Below are 20,242 nucleotides of genomic sequence, written 5' to 3'. Positions count from 1 at the left end.
CTTTATTCCTCTCCAATTCTTAATTGTAATTCGTTAAGTTGCTCATTTGCTTCGTTTTGTGTTTCATGTATTTTTCCAATAATGAAACTTCTTGTTATTGAAGTCGAATCATCAATCGGCATTTGCTTATACGTATAAAATGTACTAATCCGTTTTAAAAATTCATTTTTTAATTGGTCATGATCAATAACAGGATGATAGGCCTTTTCAACTTGTTTAAACACTTTAAAAAGAGTTTGATTGCTTTCAGAAACATAATATGGAACCATCACTCGCATCATATGTTCAAAACATTGTATCGCTTCATTTACATATAAGGCTAATTTTTTTGTATCCATTTCTTGGTTTAACTTTGATTGAAAATGAGTATTGAGAGCAATAATTCCAGCAGGGATGATTAATACTGGGAAAGCTGCCACCGCACCAACTCCTAAAGCTCCAGACAATAATAATTGTTGCTGTTTTTGTTTCGCGCGGACATCTAATTCAGGATGAATCGCAAAAGATACATAGGCTAAATTTTGTTCGATTTCATGGATAGAGCGATTCACTTGATACGTAATTCCCATTAACTTTTGTTGTAGTGCCGAATACACAGTTGGTTCAATCGCCTGTCCAAACGATTGTAGCGTTGAATCGTCCATACGTTGGAACACGGTCGGTAAATAAATCGAGACGATATCTAATCGTTTTCTTTGCGCTTTTAACCCATGGAATAAAAGGTTGGCGATATGATAATATTTTTCATTTTCAGTCGTCAATGGACGTTCTAAAATTTCATAGATTCCTGATTCAATCGCAAAAAGCTGGCTAAAGTATTCATAGAGGACATAGTCATTTACTTGTCTTGCCCAAGAAAAAAACATTTGTTCATTTGAAAGGTATGGCAGTAATAATTCTTTTCTTGATTTATAAGTACGATAAATGAATGTCGAAATATTCATTTTCTGAACAAGAAGACATACATTCTTGTCTTTCTTATTTATTTCAACAGTCAAAAACATAGAATCTTTTTCCTGGTGTGGACCAATCAATACATCATCAACATCGACAAACTCAAAGAGTACCGGTCCGTTTTTCCGTTGTAATAATTGAATCGTATTTCCTTCATGCAACACGAAAAACGGCTGTTTGGTCATTTCTTGAATGGCAATCATATCGATGTTATTCTCGTTATCGTTCGGTTTATATTTTAACATCTCCTCTTCATATTGAAACTCCAACGAAAAAATTTCGTTCCCATTATTAAATATTATTAATTTATTATGATAATACACATCATAACTAGATAACAGAAATTCCCCTATTTTTGTTAACGGTGACTCTAGAATAAGTTCAATCGTATTCTTCTGTTTAGCAATAATTACAGATTGTCCATCCCAACTTTCACCTTCAAATAATCCATATAACTTTCCTACATGGATATTAGCATCAGAAGAAACATAATCGAACACGTTGTCACTATTCTTAATTTTATCATGAAGTTCAATTAACCGGTGTTTCTCAAAAAAACGGAGCGAAATCGAATGAAGCTTTTCATCCCCTTTATAAAAGCACCCAGCTAATATAATCGTATACTCATCCATTAAAGAAGCCTTACATTGCCTATAAGGAATTGATATCGGTTGACCGTCTCCACTATCTTCAAGCGGATTGACCGTAATATTTATTTCATTTTCATTAAGCGAAATAAAGGCAGTCACGTCCTCTACTTCATTAAACTTAACAACGGCATCCACAATGTATTTAACATTGTCAGGCTTAAACACTGTAATTAACTCACCAAAAAATAAATCTTCATTGACTCTACTAGTAAACTTAAACTGGTCATCGTTAAATTCAAGTCGAATGTCCCCATATACAGGAAAGACCGTAATTTTTTTCGTGGCACTAACACCAAATTTAATAGCCGTTGGTGAGCCTAAAAAACCACCTGAGTCAAAGCCAATAACATTTCCATGACTCGTAACAAATAGTTTATGTTCCCCTACTAATGATTTCCCTGACGGCAGACTAAACGTCCCATTCAATTGATGAATAATTTTCTCTGATGTTGCTAACTCATTGGCGACAATAGGAGGAACGTTATACATAATAGGAAATAACCTCCAATATTATTAGTATAAATTACTTATAACCGTATTATAAACGAAGTTCCCACCAATTCATAGACTAAACCGTAATAAGTATCATAATCGTTTCTCTCCTAAAAATAAAAGAAAAAGCCCTTGTCATTTTTACAATTTGGGCTAATTAGTTCGTTACTTTTCATAAATATACAAATGTCCATTTTTCGCTCGTTTAATAGGGGGACCAGTAAAACCTCGTCTTTTCAATTCTTTACTCATAAACATCATCATGCCACCATGGCCAACGATAAGCACATCCTCTTCACTTTGTAAAATCTCATCGAGAAGGAGGTTTATTTTGTGGTTCACCGTTTTTTTACTTTCCGGTTGAGAGGAATGCCCGAGTAACCAGGCAATACGGATGATTACCATATGCACGAGAAGGGGAAGTTTCATAGACGAGCGAAATAAAGGTTTAATTTCGATTTCTCGTAAACTTTTGTTTTCGATAATTTCTCCACTATATGCTGCCGAAGCAGTTTTTCTTGCTCTTAGTAAGTCACTTGAATAGCATCTTTTCCAATCGATATTTCCTAAATCGAGCTGAGTAGGAATAACATCAGAAGCGTCATATTCCTTTACCCATTCCATTAATTGTTCGGAACTAACAAACTTATTCGGATACCCACGTTCCACTTTAAAATGCCGTAGCAGTCCAACTCTCACGTGTATATTTCACCTCAATTTTTTATTAACTATCTTACCATAATATACTAGCATTCTATTTTTACCATTTCATTATAGCAAACTCGTAATAAATAAAAAAAAAGATTTGAGCAAACTCAAATCTTTAACGATGAATCATGTTACATTATAGTTCATCAGTATGGTTTGTTTTTCATCCTCACTACTAAAAGAATGCGAATCAACAACAGTTCGATGGTCTTGATAAACCGTTACGATATATCTTTTTTCATTATAACTGACCTCATAAACATAGCGTTGTTCTGATGAATTAAGTCGTTCAATACTCATGTCCCCTGTTAATTCAAGCTCATGAGCAATATTTGCTTCTAAACTATTGATTTGTTGAGCAACTGCAACCGTCCACGTCCCATACATAAAAATAGCAGAAACTACTAAAACAATTGCGATGTCCTTCATGACCCCAGTTTGTTTAACTGAAGTAATTTGATTCTTCTTTTTCTTTTTTGATTTCTTCAACTTTGCTCCCTCCCACATGGCAATATTGCTTATTTATATGAGTGAAAAGGTGTAAATATGAAGGGATTGGTTTTTCTTAAATGAAAAGGATGTATTCATTTTTATTTGTTTCTATAATACGATATGTGAAATTTCATATTTTCACTTTTGATTCACAGCTTTCCAATAATAAACTCTAGGTAAATGTTGAAATCGTATATATTCTTGTATAAGAGAAATTCCTACAAACACGACCATTTGCATATCAATGCCTTTAACCATGCTTACCCCTCCTTTATTACAATATGTATGGAAGGTGGAAGTTGTCTTATGATGTTTCTTTCCCTCTAAATAATACAAAAGATGTACCTAAGCTCATAATGAACATTAGATACATCTATGTGTAAATCATCGGACCTAATCATTAGCGTCGTTTTCGATTTTTAGCTTCTAACAATCGTTTCATCGTGTCAGAAGATGCTGGAAGAGAAGGTTCAACCCTTTGTTTCTTTGTTACTACTTCTTCCTTCCTTTTTGGTATTGTGCTATCTTTCTGTGTTGCATCATTTGATTGTTGTTTTCCGTTACTGCTCAATCTTTTTGTTGTAGGACGGATTGGTACATAAGGATCTACTGTCACAGTTGGATTAGTCTTTTTTCCTTTTGAAACCACAAAGCTCGGTAATCCGAAGCGTCTTATGGCAACTTCAATAAAGAATAGGAAAAAGGCAAGTAAAATAAAGTAGTGAGAAATGCTTTGTTTTGAAACTGGTCGAGTATTTAACTCGCGGAATGCGTCTTTGCCGTTTGTAATGGCTGCCCCTTCACCAACCTTTGCTAACGACTGTAACAATGTTTCATTAGTTGGCAGCATTTTATATTCTTCAGGATATGGAATGGTCAGTCCAGTTTGAAATACAGGAGTACTTTCTTCGTCTTTTTCAACAAGCTGAACATAATGCATTCCTTCTATTGCTTCAAAGGATACTTCATATTGTCCCGGCGCTGTCATTCGGACAGTCGTTTCTACTTCTTGGCCAGATTCATTCACTACATTCGCATCTAAAGGACGAGCTTGCTCTTCCTCCGTTGAAAATGTAACAACACTTTTCGTTCCTTCTCGTTTTTGGGTCATGTCAAATGGCTCTTGTTGATTGGCTCCGATTGTCCATGTGATAATATCGTTCCATAGTGGAGCCCACTGTTCCCAAGCTGCCCATTGCCCAGACCATTCGCCTTTCACATCAGACGTCCATGCGACTGTTTTTCCAAGTCCATATTGCCATCTAACCAAAACCGGGTCCTCTTTTTCACTTGAAAGAACAACTGAAGCCCGGTCCTTACTTGTTGTAGCAATATAGGCATTCATTTGTGGAACTCCTTTTGTAAAATGTGTAGTCCATTCATTTCCACTTACCACCATAGGGTAAAAAGGATTGTCTTCGATATACGTCCTCGTTGTTAACATCGTTTCTCTCGATAACACACTCGGGATCGTCGTTTCATCATATACTGCATAAAAGCGCCCCGTTCCATATTCAGCAAGAGTATCTAGTAAAAAATGGTCAGCGCCATCCCCTACCGCAATCGTTGACAATGTCACATTATGATCATCTCTACCTGTTTCGATGAGCTGCTGATAGTTTCCTGTTTCAGGCGATTCACCATCAGTTAATAAAATGATATGTTTTCGTTGAAGGTCGAGTTCTTGAATTTGCATATAAGCTTCATGTAATCCAGGGTAAATGTCAGTTCCTCCACCTGCTGTAATGCCTAATACATTATCAGTTACCTCTTTTATATTTGTCATCGGTTCGGTATCAACAATTTGCCATGTTCGGTCATCAAAGGCAATAACACCGACTGTATCTCCTTCACGCAATAATTCAATGGAACGTGCTGCCGCTTCTTTAGCAAGCTCTAATCGTTGCCCCATCATACTACCGGACCGGTCGATAACATAGACAATCCCGACAGAAGGAATATCCTCTTCAGTTTTAATTTCCATCTCAACCGGTAATATCGTTTCTATCGGTGTATTTTTAAAACCACCTAAGGCAAAACTTTCATTTCCACCTGTCATGATGAATCCTACACCAAAATCTTTTACCGCTTTTTCGATTAACTCCATTTGTTTTTCAGAAACTTTCATACCAGAAACATTGTTAAAAACAATTGTTCCATATTGCAAATAACCGTTTAACTCTGTCGGGAGTTTAGGTGGTGTTATTGTGTCAACATCAAGTCCTGAAGACTGAAGGGCTTCTTGTAATGGCGTTGACGTTTTCTCTTGACCTTCTACAATAAGAATTTTTGGAGAGCCTGTAATCGTTGTAATTGCAGATAATTGATTGTTTTCTAGAATACTATCTCCATCTGCTATGATTTCTGCACGAAGACGATTCATGCCACTTTTCTCTAAAGGGTATAAATAACGAAAGGCATTAACCCCTTCTTTTAAATCAACTTCGTCTTGTATAATCATTTCATTATTTAAGGAAATTCGTAAAAGGCCAGTTGTTTCTTCACTGCTTTTTACCGAAATCGCTAAATTTGCTTGTTCTCCTTTAAACACTTGTCGCGGAAGAGAAAAATCTTCTAGCGCCACGTCTTTTGCATCGTTTGGTTCAAAGGAAACGACATCTAATGAAATTCCTTGTTCTTTTAAAATTTTTGCTTGTTCTAGCGCATTACCAATTGTTTCATTTCCATCACTTAATAAAACGATACGGCCGGCCCGCTCTTTTGCAAGTAAACTTGATCCTAATTGAATCCCTGCTTCGATATTTGTAAAATCCGTTTGGATGACATTCCAATTGCTACTAAAGCTTTTATCCGTTGATAACATTCGTTCCACTCGTGCATCTTTTCCAATCGATACAATTGCAAATGAATCATCATGTTTCTTTTCGGCGACAGCTTCACGAATAAAAGCTGTCATTTCATTGTTTGAATTTTCGATTGAATCAGACCGGTCAATCAAAAAAACAGTATGAACTGATGTCGTTGTAAACACAATATTCGGTATAGCTAAAGATACAATAAGAAGAGCAAGAATGAGAAATCGTAATGGAATAATAACTTTTTTTACCGAATTAGAAAGTTGAATCTTAGACCGAATAAATACGACTATGACTACGATAGCTGGAATCAATAACAATAAAACGAGAGGATAATCAAGTTCGAATCCCACGTCGGTACACCTCCCATTCCACTAACAAAAGGATAAATGCAACTAAGATTAACCATGGCCACCACTCAAATCTCGATGAATCGGATATCGAGGTATCAACATTGGCTCCGACCTCAAAGGAATCTGCAGATAAAACACTTCTTTCACTTTCAGCTAAAGTAACGGCAAAATATAAAGTTTCATCTAAATCACTTATTAAAGCATATAAGCCTGGTTTTTCTGGTGCTTGAAACAAATCACTTGTATTTTTGTGTATTCCTTTTTTAATTCCCCTATCATCTACAATCTCATATGGTTCTGTAGACGATACTTGAATGACACGTGCTTCATTTGGCTGAAAATAACCGATATGCCCTGTCTCCCCTTGTAAATATTCCATTACATGATAGATGAAAATAGGAAAGCTCGAATGCATTGGCCAATCTGAATCTTGGATGGAAAAGAAAAGTTCCACATAAGCTTGACCATCTTTAATTCCTTTGTTAATAAGTGGAATATTACCACTAGACATAATCGTTTCGGCACTGACAGAATCTGTTTCAATCGCTTGACTAATATAAATATCTTGAACAGTAACATAATCCAGTAATTCTTCGTTCGTCTTTGCTGTAATCTCTGCTTCTATGCTTACTTTTTCTGTTTGTTCAGGTGCTAATAATAACAGTGAATGAGTTCCCGAAAGCTCTTCATCTCTACCTATAGAAGAAATAACGATTGCATCCTTTGGAAGATCATTTATCGCTTCAAATGTATCTGCTTGCATGACGTCGTATCCTAAATGAAGTAAAATTTTATATAAAAAAGACGAGATAGGACCGACCGCATAAACAATAGGTTTTTGGTCAGAAGAAGAAAACGCAAACGCCGAATTATCTAGTGCATACATATCTTTATTTTCTATAGACGCTTCATAATATAAAGCACTCGGCAACGAATCTACCGTCACATGCTTGACTTCCTTTGCTTCAAGTGGAACTTCAAGTTCGTCAACAATGTCTCCATCCGCTTTGAACAGAACCGTAACTGTTTGATTGCCTTCACTCTCATTTTGTAATGTAACGATAGCTGATGTTTGATTTTGTTTTGTCGTTAACCCAAACGTAACAATGGCGACATTATCGTCTAGAGCGGAACTCATGTTGTTAACGTAAAGAGGAGCATCAAAGCGAAAGGAGTTTACACCTTCGCTCGTTAATGAATCTGTAAATACGTGAATACTTGAAGATTGCCCTTCTGAAAGAGACTGAGCTAATGATAAAGCGCGCGTGAAATCACTAGATTCATAGTTAATTTCAATCTCATTTAATTTTGACTCGATGACTGCTCGATCCGTTTCACGATTAATATATAAGGACGGAGAATCCCCTACACCAATAAGACTTACAGCTTGGTTGTTATTTTTACTGGCCAACAACGTTACTATCTCTTCTTTCGCTTCTTCAAATCTATTTACATCAGCCTCATTCATAGCCACGGACATTGTTGCGGATTGGTCAAGCAACACAATGACATGGTCTCCTTCAACACCGTCCGTATGAATAAACGGTCGAACAAGGGCTAGCATTAAAAACAATAAGATTAGGAGCTGAAGTAGCAATAATAATTGTCGTTGTAGCTTTTTCCACCATTTTGTCGCCTGCCATTCGTTCATCACTTGCGTCCATAACACATTAGATGAAACAATATGTTCCTCATATTGTTTGCGAAACATATAAAATAGAACAAGACCGACTAAAAAAATGGACAAGCCGAAAAAGGCGGGAGTGAGAAATCCCATTGTAGTCACCTACTCTCTAGCTCATAGTTCGCTAAGATAACCAGCCATTTTTTCTCATTTCTGAAAAGATGACATGGTCAAGCGATTGCTTTGTACTTAGTAGTAAATACCCAATTCCACGCTCATGACAAGCTTTTTCTATTTCATGACAATGGGCTTGAAGTCTTTGTTTATATGTAGTAAGGACTTGGCGATTCAAGCTAACTTGAACCGTTTCTTTTGTTTCGACATCAATTAATTTCAAATCTCCAACTGTTGCTGGTTCCATTTCTGCTTCTGATAAAAGCTGAACGAGTCGCAATTGTTGATTCGTTTGAAGTTTTTTTAATTTATCAATGACGATTTCGCTGTTTTCTAAGCAATCAGACACAATAAAAGTTAAAGCAGTTGTCGGTTGTCTATAATGTTCAACAATCGAAAAAAATTGTTCTTGCTCCGTTCCTTTAACCGAATCAACATACGTCATCATCTGTGATGAAAACACTACTCCTTTTTTATTACGAAACGGCTTATTCCCTGCTCCAACAGGAACAAATGTAATTCGGTCATCATTTGCAAGTCCAATATAACTAATAGCCGCACAAAGTGCTTTTGCTTTCTTCCACTTCGCTTCATCAAAATGCATAGAAGCTGAACAATCTAACATCACTGTAATAGAAAGCTCTTGCTCATCTAAAAATCGCTTTATATAATGACGATTTGTTCTCGCATAAACATTCCAATCAATTTGTCTAACATCGTCACCAGGTTGATATGGCCGAAAATCCGAGAAATCTAGTGAACTACCAAAAACAGAAGATTTACGACTCCCTTTTTGAAAACCTCGTTTCAACAAAGAAGTATTCCACTTATAACGAGCTAAACGCATCCGTATATCAGATGGTAACAACACCATTACACCGTTGTCGCAACAGAAACAGCTTCGATTACATCTGTAATAATTACATCTGTCGTTATCCCTGTTGCTTCTCCTTCAAAATTTAAAAACAAACGATGACGTAAAACAGGTAGAGCGGCATGCTTAATATCACCAGAAGATACATGGTATCTGCCTTCCATTAATGCACGGACTTTCGCGATTTTAATTAAACTTTGCAAACCACGAGGGCCCGAGCCGAAGCGGACATATTGCTTTACAGATGCAGGTGCTAACTCATGATCTGCATGCGTCGCCATAACGATATTGACTGCAAAATCAAGCATCTCCTCTGCAACTAAAATCCCTTGTGCTAATGCTTGAATCGAAAGGACATCAGCTCCTTCAATGACTGCTGATAACGCTTCAGGGTTAGAAGTAACGGTTCGTTCCACGATCATTTTTAATTCTTCCTTCGTTGGGTATTGAACATTAATCTTACATAAAAAGCGGTCCATTTGCGCTTCAGGAAGAGGGTACGTCCCTTCTAAATCAACAGGATTTTGTGTTGCTAATACAAAAAATGGCGCGGGAAGAGAGGCTGTTTCTCCAATCACTGTAACTGTTTTTTCCGCCATTGCTTCCAATAAAGCACTTTGAGTTTTTGGTGTAGCTCTGTTGATTTCATCAGCTAAGACAATATTGGCGAACACTGGTCCTTTATGAAAGACAAATTGCTGTTTTCCTTCTTCATTCGGTTCAATCATCATCGTCCCTGTAATATCTGCTGGCATTAAATCAGGAGTGAATTGCACACGCGAAAACGATAAATTCATCACTTCTGAAATCGTTTTAATCATCATCGTTTTTCCAACTCCAGGTAAGCCTTCAAGCAAAGCATGGCCCCCAGCAAACATAGACCAAATAATTTGATTGATTGTTTCTTCTTGACCAACGATAAAAGACTGTATCGTCGCTTTTGTCTTTTGTAACTGTTCGCGTGCGTTTTCATATTGTTGTTCTTTCAATAAAAGTCACTCCTATTCTTGATTTAGTTCCGTAAAGTAATCACGGACAACACCTTCTAAATGACGTGGTAATTGCATTCGGTCCATACTTTCACGATAACTTTCTTCATATTGACCAATCACTTCTTGATACGGACGGGTAGAACCTTTTAACACAGGTGCATTAGACTGTTGTTTTTCACTCGTCCCTGTACTGAGTTCTCCTCCATCTGTTTCAAGATTTGTTTTTCCGTCAATTCGTTCTGGAATCGTTACTAACTCTCTTGACCCTTGTCCCGTTCCAGCTCCATTACCTGAACCAGATCCTGTTCCATTTCCGCCTTGCCCTGACCCGTTGCCATTTCCATTTCCATTTCCATTTCCATTACTGTTTCCATTACCAGACCCTTCTGATTGCCCTTCACCATCCCCTGTTCCTTCTTGATCAGAATTCGATTGGCCTGAAGAGTTAGAGTCTGCAAATGATAACGATGGTTTAGATGGAAGTCCCGCTTTTCCTAAATTCGCATTCACATTGTTAGCGACAGCTTGAAGATTATTTTGCATCGCAATTATCGTTTCTAAATCGAGTCCCGCCTCTAATAGTTCCGTTAATTTTTCGGCAAGCTCCTCAAGCATTTCCGCTAACTCTTCCGGGGATAAATCCTCTGCATTACCCATTTCTTTTCCTGTTAATTGTTCATGCATGTTCACTAATGCTTGTTTTTGTTCGTCCGTCAACGCAAGATCATTTAATTTATTCATCGCTTCTTGTAATGCCTCATTGTCCAAAGAATCAATGGCACTTGAAATGTCTTGTAAATCATTTTCTTGGAACATATCCGACAGTTCTTTTAATTCTTGTTCTTTTTCTTGAAGCTCTAATTTAACTTCATCTACAAGCTTTTCATTCTCTAACAATGTCTCTAGTAATTCTTCGGCTGTTTCCGATTCTTTTACCTCTTCTTTTAACGTATCAAAAAGGTCTTTTACCTTTTCTGTTAATGGTTCCTCTTCAGTTATTTCCTTTACTTCTTCTTTTGCTTCGTTGGCAATTTCGAGTGTCTTTTCTAATTCACTAGCTGCTAACATGCGCTCACTCGGAAAAAGAAAAGAGGTTACTGTCGCTGCTAGTAATAGAAGAGCAACAGTGAGTTCCTTCCATTGAAATGGTACTTTTTGCTCACTTAGCACTTTTTGTTTTGTTTTTTTCATTGCCAAAACAGCATCTCGACGTTGGAATACGGTTAGCTCTTTTGCATCATCAATAAAGGAAAACGCTGTAATAACGCGGTCTTCTTTGACTTCATTGTCAAAAAGCATAGCCGCTTTTAATGTACTTGGTCGTTTTTTCAATATTAAAACAAGGATAATTATCGTTACTACAACAGTACTACCTAGTAACCAAAGCGGTAAGTAAGAAACGAGTATATACCGAGCGACAATCGAAATGAAAAAGATGGTGCCAATAGCATATAATAAACCGAGTTGAATAAAACGAATAATATGGTGAAACCATAATCGTTTTTTCACTTCATATAACAGCCTCAAAAACTGTCCTTTCTCATCCATGAAATAGTCACCTCTTTTCTTCTTACATCCTATTATTCAGTCGACATTTCCTGTTGTCGTTTAGGAAAGTTTTTCGTTTTCATTTTCGGACGTAGATTTGTAATCGCTAACCCCAAACTTACAATAATAATGACACCATAAAAACTAAAGAAAATGATCCATGGTGAAAATGAAATTCCAGCCATTGTTTTAAATTCCTCCATAACGGCAGGTTCAAGGAGTGAAAAAAACATAATTGGAATATTTAAAGAAGCAATTAAAAACGGCCATATAAAATCAGATCCTTGTGAGTAAAACTCATAGCTAAAACTCATCACCATCATCGTTATGATGGCCAGCCCTCCTGCAAGAAAAAAGGCAATGCTATACGTTGTGACCATCGCAATAATCGTTTTACGAATAAGTGTTGAAGCGAGTACACCTATACTTCCGATGACAAGCATCGTAAATAAATACAACGCGAAGCTAGCAAATACATTTAGCGGTGATATACCACCATATAAGAAAATAATCATATACAACGGTCCCGTACCTAATACAATTAACACTAAATACGCAAGCGATGAAAAAAGTTTACTCAGTATAATCGCACTAGAAGATTGTGCCGTTGTTAATAAAATCGGTAACGTTTGACGTTCTCGTTCACTACTGATAATTCCAGCGGTTAATCCTGGTGTTATAAAAATAACAAGTGCAAGTTGTAGCATACTTATCATAATGAACATGCTTCGGCTTTCCTCAGGTCGAAACACTCCGCCATAATCCATCACTAATGTTAGACCGATAAAACCTAATGATATTAATGCAAGAATTCCTAAATAACAAGCTATTCCGATATAACTTTTAATCGAGCGAAAACGTAAGCGAAATTCTTTATTTAAAACCGGGTTATTAACTTTTATGTTCATTTCTCATCCGCTCCTTTTGTAATTTCCATAAAGACATCTTCAAGGTTCTTTTCAAGATGTTTAAAGCTTATCATTGAAATATCAGCTAAAACCGCTTTTTTAAGAAGTGCTTGTTGGTCTTTATCAGAGCCCTTATATCCAAATTGAATCATTCCAGACTCATCCAATACTACATTAAACACACTTGGGTCATCTTCAAAAAAGCGGACCGCTCTTTCGTGTTCATCATTGACTGTAATTTGAATGATTTTTTGCTGTTGTAATTTGTCTTGAATTTCAGACACAGTACCTGTCGCCACGAGCTTTCCATTATCAATAACTCCGATTTCGTCACACATTTCCGCTAATTCAGGTAGAATATGAGACGATATAATAATTGTTTTTCCCATTGTTTTAAGCTCTTTTAATATTTCTCTCATTTCTACTCGTGCTCTTGGATCTAAGCCTGACGCTGGTTCATCTAAAATTAACACTTTAGGGTCATGAATTAAAGATCGCGCTAAACATAATCTTTGCTTCATCCCACGGGAAAGTAAATCAACATATGAATCTTTTTTATGTGTAAGGTTGACTAGTTCTAAAAGCTGTGGAATAACAGCTGCTCGCTCCTCTACACTAAGACCGTAACTAGCACCGTAGAAGTCTAAATATTCTATGGCTTTAAATTGGTCATATACCCCAAAAAAGTCAGGCATATACCCAATGAGACGTCTTACTTTCACTGACTCTTTTGTTACATCTAACCCATTAATATACGCTGTTCCATACGTTGGAGACATTAACGTTGCTAATATTTGAAACGTTGTTGATTTTCCTGCCCCGTTTTGACCAACAAAACCAAAAACTGTCCCCTCAGATATCGAGAGATTTAAATTATCTAATGCTGTAAATGAACCATATTTTTTTGTAAGGTTGACTGTTTCAATCATTCTTTTACATCCCCTTTCAAGGACAGTTCTGGCACTGGAATCTGTTCAGGCATATCTGGCTTTGTAACACGAATTAACATTTCACCATATTCAGTAAAATACTTTTTCGGCTTATCAAATGACGTTTTATCATCTAATGGTTCATAAGTGTCTGATTCACTAACATAAATTTCATATTCAAAATTGGGGCCATTGTTTATTTTAATTTCTAATAATGAAAACTCAGCATCTAATAGGTCTTCAGGAAGCCGATAACCAAATTCATACGTTCCAGCAGAAGCCATGACCATTCTTCCACCTGATTCAAGGTCACTTTCTAAGTAATGGCCCATGTGATCAATACCATACACATAAGGTGCAAAATCATCTGTAACAAGGTCAAATGGTCCATCATATAAATTTTCTACATGAACAGATTGTGTTATCACATTCAACCGTTCCACAAGAGGGTCACTGTTTTCAAGTGTTGTTTGCAATACTTCTTCCTTTGTTAAACCAACAATGGATGGTTTCCCACGCTCAAACAGGTTAAACTCAATCATCTGATTCAGTAATTCTTCTCTTCTCCTTTCGTGTAACTCTTGATTTGGGTTGTAATTCATATTTCGATACGAAGGCGCTAATAGAAGAGAACCTTTTAAGTCAATCTCAACTTCGATTGTTTCTCCGGGTGCTATCGCTCCTATTGATTCTTCTTGACGTCCAGACAAAAATAGTAGTTCATCAAACGTAAACTGTGTATGATTTGTTATTGTTCCTGTAAGCTTTTTGTTCGATAATTGCAAATTTGTATCAAACTGTCCGGTTTCTATATTTGATAATGGACCCGTTACATTACGAATGGACCAATATTCGACGTCTTTAAATAAAAAGTCCACTTCGTCACCTTGATTACGAATACCTGAAGTTGACAGAGCTGAGCCCATATTATGAGACATACTAATAGGGAATCCTAAAAAATCTCCTGTCCCAACCGTCATTGCATAATTTCCACTTTTATTACTTAAAAAAGCAACGCTACCGTAACCCTGTCCGGTTCCTTGCTCATCGATTTGAAGCAATGTTATTTCATTTAATTGTGGTTGAGCAATTCGATCTTTCCCACCAAATCCAAAAATCGCTAGACATATTAATAAAGATAATGCCGGGATAATCCACCATGAATGTTCACGCTTATCCATTTTTTTCAAAATGAAAAATAGAGCTGGAAAGATAATTAAAATATAAACAACCATAACCCCAACAAGAAGAGAAAATGGTAAAAATGAGGATGGGAACAAGTTTGCAGTCGATGCAAACCCCCAGCCAAGACGGTCATAAATCGATTCATAATAGTAGTGATTGTTTGATTGTTGCTGCATAAATGCATTCGTCCAATACTTAGTTGCCCCATCCCAACTCGCGAAAGTTTGCGCACTTGGTGAAAAGCTCAACTGGATAATCTCACCACTACCGTGAGACCTTGACGTAATAAGTGGAATATCATCGTCAGTTTTTTGAATGATTACTGCGTCTTCATGAAGATTTCCGATAACGACCTCAACTTGTTTATTCGGATATTCTTCTTCACTTACGTTTTCAAAAAACTCGGCATCGATCGTTTCTGATTTTAAATCACTCGACATTGGTAAAAAACGCGATAAATCTCCTAGTTTTTGTGGTGCGGACAAGTCAGCAGTAACAAATAATTGTCCACCAAGTGACACCCAAGAAGCAATAGCTCTTTGTTGTTCAGCAGACAAGTCAGCAACTGCATATTGATCAACAACGATTGCTGAAAACATTGAGAGACCCATTGGGTTTGTAGGAATTTGTGTGTCTTCGATTGGCATAGTTGAATGTTGATTTCCCCAAGGACCTTTTACAGATTTAATAAAATTAAAAGCATCTGGATTCGTAGTTAAAAGCCCAAATACGATTTCATCTTCACTTAAAATCCGTGGAGAAAGTTTTGTTTGACCAGTTAATGGGATTTCTTTCCCAGTTTGCCAAGACCCTTCATAAAATTTAATATGTTCGAAGTTTTGATTATTATAATAATAAGAATCGCCTAACCCAGGGACTGTTAATTGAATTGTTTTCTCACTATTAGCTGGAAGATCCACTTGAGTAATAATACTGCCATTGTTTGAGTGATAGCCAGGTGAAACCTGAATCACTAATTCCCCTGCAATATCTTCCCCTTTGTTTGTTAGTGTAACTTCAACCGGAAAACCTTGGTATTGCTTAATTTTATTTTCAAAACCAATACTTGTTTCAACATGAATTTGTCCTTCGGCTTTAACTTGTGAAGGTATAAAAGATAATAGGACAAATGCAAGCAAGACAATTTTTAATAACTTCTGTAACATAACTTCCCCTGCTTTCTAAATAAAGAATAAGTTCATAGAATACTAGATCCCATATAAAACTAAAAGTACCATAATCATGAAAAGAATCATATTTGTTTTTTCTTATTTATAGCGTATTTCCTGTGTAAAAATATGTAACTAGATTTTTTTCACCTCTTCATGTGTACTACTACTCATAATACAGTTAATACAAACATCATAACGAGAAAACTACATAATTGTCAATCCATTTTTTGAAATCTCCTTATCATTGTGAACGGATTAATATGTAGGGTGTTTTTGTTTTCATGTCATACGGTCGATGCTATACTTTTACAGGTGTGACACTTCCAATAAAAATGACATATTATAACATGAAACGAAAAAAAGGAGAGGACAATGACACAAAACATACTTATACTTGAGAAGAGGGATGAAAAAAGAGACACCGAGAAACTGGAAGATATGGAGTTTCAAATTTTTCGAATGAGAGAAAATTTATTTGAAATTGCAAAAAAGTGGGAAGTTGTTGCAATTGACCAAACAATGCAAGAACAATGGGTCATTCTCTATAAATATGACGATGGCGTTCAATGTCAAGTCATGTTAAACGAATGTGAAACCGCCTATACAGGTCAATGGGATTTTTGCATACAAGCAACATATACCGACACAAATACGATTCATATCAATGATATTAAAGGACCTGTTAATAAAGGCTATGGTTCTGTTTGTATGTCCTACCTTCAGCAAATGGCTGAACAAAAAAACATTCAATTTCTTACAGGTGATCTTGTAAAACGGGATTGGAACCATATTAATAGACTCATAGCTTTTTATGAAAAGCATCATTTTCAAGTGTCTGTCAACGAAGAAACAAAATCAGGTTATATCATTTGGAATCCCCAATATTAAGAAAAACACGGGAGCGTCTTTTCGTTACAAGCTCAGGTGCTCCCCCTTCGTTGCTCCACCTAATTTTTTGCTTTCTAATCTTTTAAAAAAAGTGTTCGAAATGGTAAATAATCACCATTTCGAACACTTTTTTTATGAAACGACTTCTAATATCGGCACATTGTATGCGTCCAATGCCTCAAATAACTGTTCTTTATGTTTTAAATAGGTTAAAGAAATATTAAAGCCTGGGAAACCCATCTTTTGGTTTATACGGATGAGATTCCGTTTACTCGCTTTTAAAGGAGAAATATATTTTTCTTCCTCTTTTACAATGACACCAAAGAAAGTTTGACCTTGTAATTGATAAGGTAGAATTCCTTCAATATCTTCCCAGCGAATCCAGACCGTGAACATATCTAAATAAATTCCTCGTTTACTTATTATGACATCAGGACTATTATCTTTTACTTTTTTTATAGCGTATATCATAAATGATAATAGAACGACTCCTAATCCAATGAATAAAAGTGAAATAAATGAAAATCCTTCATCTACAATTAAATATACGCCTAAGAAACTAAAAGGTAACCCAAAAAATAATAAAAGTACAATTCCACCGATCATTTTCTTCTTTGATCTTTCAATTCGATATTCCTTCAATATGTAGTCCTCCCTTCAACTCATCTCTAAAATAATAATGAAACTATGATTTCATTTCATCCTACATTAGAATGAATATTTATTAGGGAAAAATTACTATGTGCTTGAATTTAAGAAGATATTTGATTTACCATAGGAACCTGGTAATCTTCCAATGCCTTTATCAATTCAGCTTTATTTTCTAGAACTCCTAAGTAAACATCAAAGGCTGGAAGCTCATTATCTACATTTGTCAATGCCTTATTTTTATTAACTCTTTTTAATTGTTCAATATATTTTTCTTCGTTTTTTACAACAAAAAACAGAAAGGGTAATTTCAATACTTTTTGAATATAGTAACCATCGATATCTTCCCACCGAATTAAGATGGAAAAGCTTTCTAAGTAGAGGCCTTCCTCATTCAAAATAACTTCTGGTTTATTTTCCTTATATTTTTTTCTTACATATGAATAAAAAATGAATAAAAATACTACTGCCACGATATTCGCAATTGTGTCAACCGTCACTCCTCTATTAAACAAAAGAAAAACTCCTACAAAACTAAAAAGTAAAACTAGTAATAATAAAAATAGTGTAGCAGCTAATAATTTTCCTCTCGAACGATAAATATAATATTTCTTCTGCATTTTGCCCTCCTCTTAGTTTGTTAGTTAAAAGTAATTCTAGTTAAAAAGTAGTGCTGTGACAATAATAATTTAACTCCCCCTTAAACATTATAAACCTTTATATCATTTGACGAATCATCATTCCATACACGATAGCTAAAAACATTGACGTTAATGTCCCTAACAAAAAATACTCCGCCCAATCTCTATCATCCATTTGTTTGAACCGTGCTAATGCTTTTGCAGCGATAACAAATCCAATGGCTCCATATGCACCTTGAATGACGAGAAGAATAACAACTAATCTTTCAATGTAACCGATCGTTTTTCCCCTTGAAAGTTTTTGTTGCGTAAAGAGCAAATAGGAATATTCTTCAGAAATACCTGATTGTTGTTTCCTATTCTGATTTAATGTATCACTATAAATATGTCCAGAAATTGTATATTTCCCTTCAAATAAGGCTAAATGTGGGTGGAATGGACCTAACAAAATTCGAATGACATGTCCTGTTACAACAGTGACTATAATAAACATAACGAGAAGAAAAAGTAAACGCTCACCAGGAGCTAACACGATAGATTCTCCCTCAAACAAAGATAATATCTGATCCCAAAAATAAATGATGTCAAAATCAAAGAAGAAAAACGCGATGACAAAAATAGATAGGAGATGTAATACTTGGTCAGAAATAAACAAAATTAAATCACGATAAGTCGTTCTTATATTAATCGGAAAAATTCGGGGAGCATAAATTTTTCCTAAATCAATCAAAATATGAAACATGATAAGTAAAATTGTTGGCAACACGATATGGTAAAGCAAATTTTGGTGATGTCCACTCCCAATATAAAAACAAGTGACTACCAGTAACGTTATCATCGTGTGGTGAAATACGTGTTTACCTAAATATTTCTTTTTCTCTAAAACCATTTTCTCCGTCTGCAAATAAAAATCAGCAATGAGATGACCTACTAGAAGACCGAGGACAATCATAATAGCTCCTTTCGAATTAAAGGGTGTGTCAATATGATTTGTTTTTTCACAATGTTAGCGGTTGTAGTTTCTTCCTTATTAATCAATTGAAGAATATGAGAAAAGGTTTTAGTAATAAGCTTTGTTTTTCCTTTTTTGAAGTGGTTTGAAATCGTAGCAGGTGTTTTTTGTAGCAAGTCCGCTATTTTCTTTTGCTCAAAAAATAAAGAATATAAAAAACATACAGTTCGTTGCGGAGGTGTTTGTTCCTCTATTAATGTACACTGTAACTCAAATAATAAATTTAAGGTAGATTCAAAACTCTCAATTTCTAATGGCAAAGAAAAAAAACTGGGATGAAGATGGATACTTATCCCTTTAGGTCGACCTATCTTTTTTTCAGTCTCTAACGCCATTCTTGTTTTTTTAAATAGAGGATGATTCCATGTTTCGATATCAATTTTACGAGGGTCTTCTTCAACATCTCCAAACGTCATTCCGAAATAAGGAGGTTGTTCTGGATATTCCCATAGCAACCTCGTATAATAAGCGATAATGTAGGCTGTTGTGTAACCTTCTGCAATGAATAGGATTTCATCCCCTTTTCGATGCTTCACAATCGAAAAGGGGCAGTTTTTCGTCCACTCCGCTATTGCTTTTTCTAGGTTGTTCAAATAGTTTGTTACTTCGTTCCAATTAAATTTACTCGTTGAATTCGATACATCCATCATAAAAATTGATATCGGTGTACTCATATTACAACAACCGCCTTTATCATTAGTTTATACAAGCTAATTTTATCACAATTAGCTTGTATAGACTAAATAAAAATACGTCATTATTTGTTAACATAATATAATTATCGTTATTTTATTTCGACATTAAATTCAATAACATTACCGTCAGGGTCTGTAACAAAAATTTGTTTGAAACCACTTTTACTGTTCGGTTTTTCAAGAACCGGAATGTTATTGCCTTGTAAATGTTGTAACGTTGCCGAATAACTAGCCACCCTGATGGCGAGATGCCCATCTTTAGAATCAATATTTTGCGTATGACGTAATGTTTTGGCTAAATCGTATTGAATTAAATGTAATTGTTGGTTACCGATTTGAAACCAAATACCTGGAAAATCAAAAGGTGGTCTTTCGATTTCAACAAATCCTAGTTTGTCTTTATAAAATTGTTTTGATTGTTCTACATCTGTTATTGCCAGGCTTACATGATGCAAACTTTTTATTTCAATCATATATACCTTACCTA

The 20,242-nt window shown here is 35.6% G+C and carries 17 protein-coding genes; 1 reads left to right on the top strand and 16 read right to left on the bottom strand.

The window, feature by feature from the left end:
• Window positions 1–2: 2 nt before the first annotated feature.
• The 11 genes from T323_RS0110865 to T323_RS0110810 form a co-directional block, all read right to left on the bottom strand.
• The gene (locus tag T323_RS0110865; RefSeq protein WP_026673307.1) at window positions 3–2,093 is read right to left on the bottom strand and encodes a hypothetical protein; all 2,091 of its coding nucleotides are present in this window, start codon (window positions 2,091–2,093) and stop codon (window positions 3–5) included.
• Window positions 2,094–2,261: 168 nt separating this feature from the next.
• Window positions 2,262–2,795 carry a histidine phosphatase family protein gene (locus T323_RS0110860; RefSeq protein WP_026673306.1) on the bottom strand — a complete coding sequence of 178 codons (534 nt, stop codon included), beginning with the start codon at window positions 2,793–2,795 and terminating at the stop codon, window positions 2,262–2,264.
• Between the two features lie 135 nt (window positions 2,796–2,930).
• Window positions 2,931–3,293 (bottom strand): hypothetical protein, encoded by a 363-nt coding sequence (locus T323_RS0110855; protein WP_026673305.1) that lies wholly within the window; start codon window positions 3,291–3,293, stop codon window positions 2,931–2,933.
• Between the two features lie 403 nt (window positions 3,294–3,696).
• The gene (locus tag T323_RS0110845; RefSeq protein WP_026673304.1) at window positions 3,697–6,465 is read right to left on the bottom strand and encodes a VWA domain-containing protein; all 2,769 of its coding nucleotides are present in this window, start codon (window positions 6,463–6,465) and stop codon (window positions 3,697–3,699) included.
• Window positions 6,449–8,242, bottom strand: a complete 1,794-nt coding sequence (locus T323_RS0110840; RefSeq protein ID WP_026673303.1) for a vWA domain-containing protein — start codon at window positions 8,240–8,242, stop codon at window positions 6,449–6,451. The genes T323_RS0110845 and T323_RS0110840 overlap by 17 nt, the downstream gene beginning before the upstream one ends.
• A gap of 31 nt (window positions 8,243–8,273) precedes the next feature.
• Window positions 8,274–9,131: a DUF58 domain-containing protein gene (locus T323_RS0110835; protein ID WP_169737892.1), complete on the bottom strand. Its 858-nt coding sequence runs from the start codon at window positions 9,129–9,131 to the stop codon at window positions 8,274–8,276.
• Window positions 9,132–9,136: 5 nt separating this feature from the next.
• Window positions 9,137–10,126, bottom strand: a complete 990-nt coding sequence (locus T323_RS0110830) for an AAA family ATPase (protein WP_026673301.1) — start codon at window positions 10,124–10,126, stop codon at window positions 9,137–9,139.
• 12 nt (window positions 10,127–10,138) lie between these two features.
• Window positions 10,139–11,677: a DUF8809 domain-containing protein gene (locus T323_RS0110825; RefSeq protein ID WP_026673300.1), complete on the bottom strand. Its 1,539-nt coding sequence runs from the start codon at window positions 11,675–11,677 to the stop codon at window positions 10,139–10,141.
• Between the two features lie 32 nt (window positions 11,678–11,709).
• Window positions 11,710–12,585, bottom strand: coding sequence for an ABC transporter permease (locus tag T323_RS0110820; RefSeq protein ID WP_026673299.1), 876 nt, complete (start codon window positions 12,583–12,585; stop codon window positions 11,710–11,712).
• Complete coding sequence (locus T323_RS0110815) at window positions 12,582–13,514, bottom strand: ABC transporter ATP-binding protein (protein ID WP_026673298.1); 933 nt, start codon at window positions 13,512–13,514, stop codon at window positions 12,582–12,584. Before T323_RS0110815 ends, T323_RS0110820 begins: the two co-directional genes overlap by 4 nt.
• Window positions 13,511–15,865 carry a DUF8725 domain-containing protein gene (locus T323_RS0110810; RefSeq protein WP_026673297.1) on the bottom strand — a complete coding sequence of 785 codons (2,355 nt, stop codon included), beginning with the start codon at window positions 15,863–15,865 and terminating at the stop codon, window positions 13,511–13,513. The genes T323_RS0110815 and T323_RS0110810 overlap by 4 nt, the downstream gene beginning before the upstream one ends.
• A 378-nt stretch (window positions 15,866–16,243) precedes the next feature.
• Between T323_RS0110810 and T323_RS0110805 the strand changes: the two genes are divergently transcribed.
• Window positions 16,244–16,759, top strand: coding sequence for a hypothetical protein (locus tag T323_RS0110805; protein WP_051556489.1), 516 nt, complete (start codon window positions 16,244–16,246; stop codon window positions 16,757–16,759).
• Window positions 16,760–16,891: 132 nt separating this feature from the next.
• Here T323_RS0110805 and T323_RS0110800 read toward each other — a convergent pair whose 3' ends face one another.
• The 5 genes from T323_RS0110800 to T323_RS0110780 all read right to left on the bottom strand — a co-directional run bounded on the left by T323_RS0110800 (window position 16,892) and on the right by T323_RS0110780 (window position 20,228).
• Window positions 16,892–17,401, bottom strand: a complete 510-nt coding sequence (locus tag T323_RS0110800) for an STM3941 family protein (RefSeq protein WP_026673295.1) — start codon at window positions 17,399–17,401, stop codon at window positions 16,892–16,894.
• 110 nt (window positions 17,402–17,511) lie between these two features.
• Window positions 17,512–18,027 (bottom strand): STM3941 family protein, encoded by a 516-nt coding sequence (locus T323_RS0110795; RefSeq protein ID WP_026673294.1) that lies wholly within the window; start codon window positions 18,025–18,027, stop codon window positions 17,512–17,514.
• 97 nt (window positions 18,028–18,124) lie between these two features.
• Window positions 18,125–19,000 (bottom strand): DUF3307 domain-containing protein, encoded by an 876-nt coding sequence (locus T323_RS0110790; protein ID WP_026673293.1) that lies wholly within the window; start codon window positions 18,998–19,000, stop codon window positions 18,125–18,127.
• Window positions 18,997–19,734, bottom strand: coding sequence for a sigma-70 RNA polymerase sigma factor region 4 domain-containing protein (locus T323_RS0110785; protein WP_026673292.1), 738 nt, complete (start codon window positions 19,732–19,734; stop codon window positions 18,997–18,999). Before T323_RS0110785 ends, T323_RS0110790 begins: the two co-directional genes overlap by 4 nt.
• Window positions 19,735–19,844: 110 nt before the next feature.
• On the bottom strand, window positions 19,845–20,228 hold the full coding sequence (locus T323_RS0110780; protein WP_026673291.1) for a VOC family protein: 384 nt from the start codon (window positions 20,226–20,228) through the stop codon (window positions 19,845–19,847).
• Window positions 20,229–20,242: the final 14 nt, after the last annotated feature.

The organism is Alkalihalobacillus bogoriensis ATCC BAA-922 (assembly GCF_000621445.1).
GTDB classification, from domain to species: domain Bacteria; phylum Bacillota; class Bacilli; order Bacillales; family Bacillaceae_F; genus Bacillus_AO; species Bacillus_AO bogoriense.
The sequence above is the reverse complement of the archived record's forward strand: the minus strand, read 5'-3'. Positions and strand labels throughout refer to the sequence as shown.

Excerpts from the sequence above, each read along its gene's own strand:
- T323_RS0110825 (WP_026673300.1), bottom strand. The coding sequence starts at position 11,677 with ATGGATGAGAAAGGACAGTTTTTGAGGCTGTTATATGAAGTGAAAAAA.
- T323_RS0110810 (WP_026673297.1), bottom strand. The coding sequence starts at position 15,865 with ATGTTACAGAAGTTATTAAAAATTGTCTTGCTTGCATTTGTCCTATTA.
- T323_RS0110840 (WP_026673303.1), bottom strand. The coding sequence starts at position 8,242 with ATGGGATTTCTCACTCCCGCCTTTTTCGGCTTGTCCATTTTTTTAGTC.
- T323_RS0110865 (WP_026673307.1), bottom strand. The coding sequence starts at position 2,093 with ATGTATAACGTTCCTCCTATTGTCGCCAATGAGTTAGCAACATCAGAG.
- T323_RS0110805 (WP_051556489.1), top strand. The coding sequence starts at position 16,244 with ATGACACAAAACATACTTATACTTGAGAAGAGGGATGAAAAAAGAGAC.
- T323_RS0110790 (WP_026673293.1), bottom strand. The coding sequence starts at position 19,000 with ATGATTGTCCTCGGTCTTCTAGTAGGTCATCTCATTGCTGATTTTTAT.
- T323_RS0110820 (WP_026673299.1), bottom strand. The coding sequence starts at position 12,585 with ATGAACATAAAAGTTAATAACCCGGTTTTAAATAAAGAATTTCGCTTA.
- T323_RS0110815 (WP_026673298.1), bottom strand. The coding sequence starts at position 13,514 with ATGATTGAAACAGTCAACCTTACAAAAAAATATGGTTCATTTACAGCA.
- T323_RS0110795 (WP_026673294.1), bottom strand. The coding sequence starts at position 18,027 with ATGCAGAAGAAATATTATATTTATCGTTCGAGAGGAAAATTATTAGCT.
- T323_RS0110780 (WP_026673291.1), bottom strand. The coding sequence starts at position 20,228 with ATGATTGAAATAAAAAGTTTGCATCATGTAAGCCTGGCAATAACAGAT.
- T323_RS0110785 (WP_026673292.1), bottom strand. The coding sequence starts at position 19,734 with ATGAGTACACCGATATCAATTTTTATGATGGATGTATCGAATTCAACG.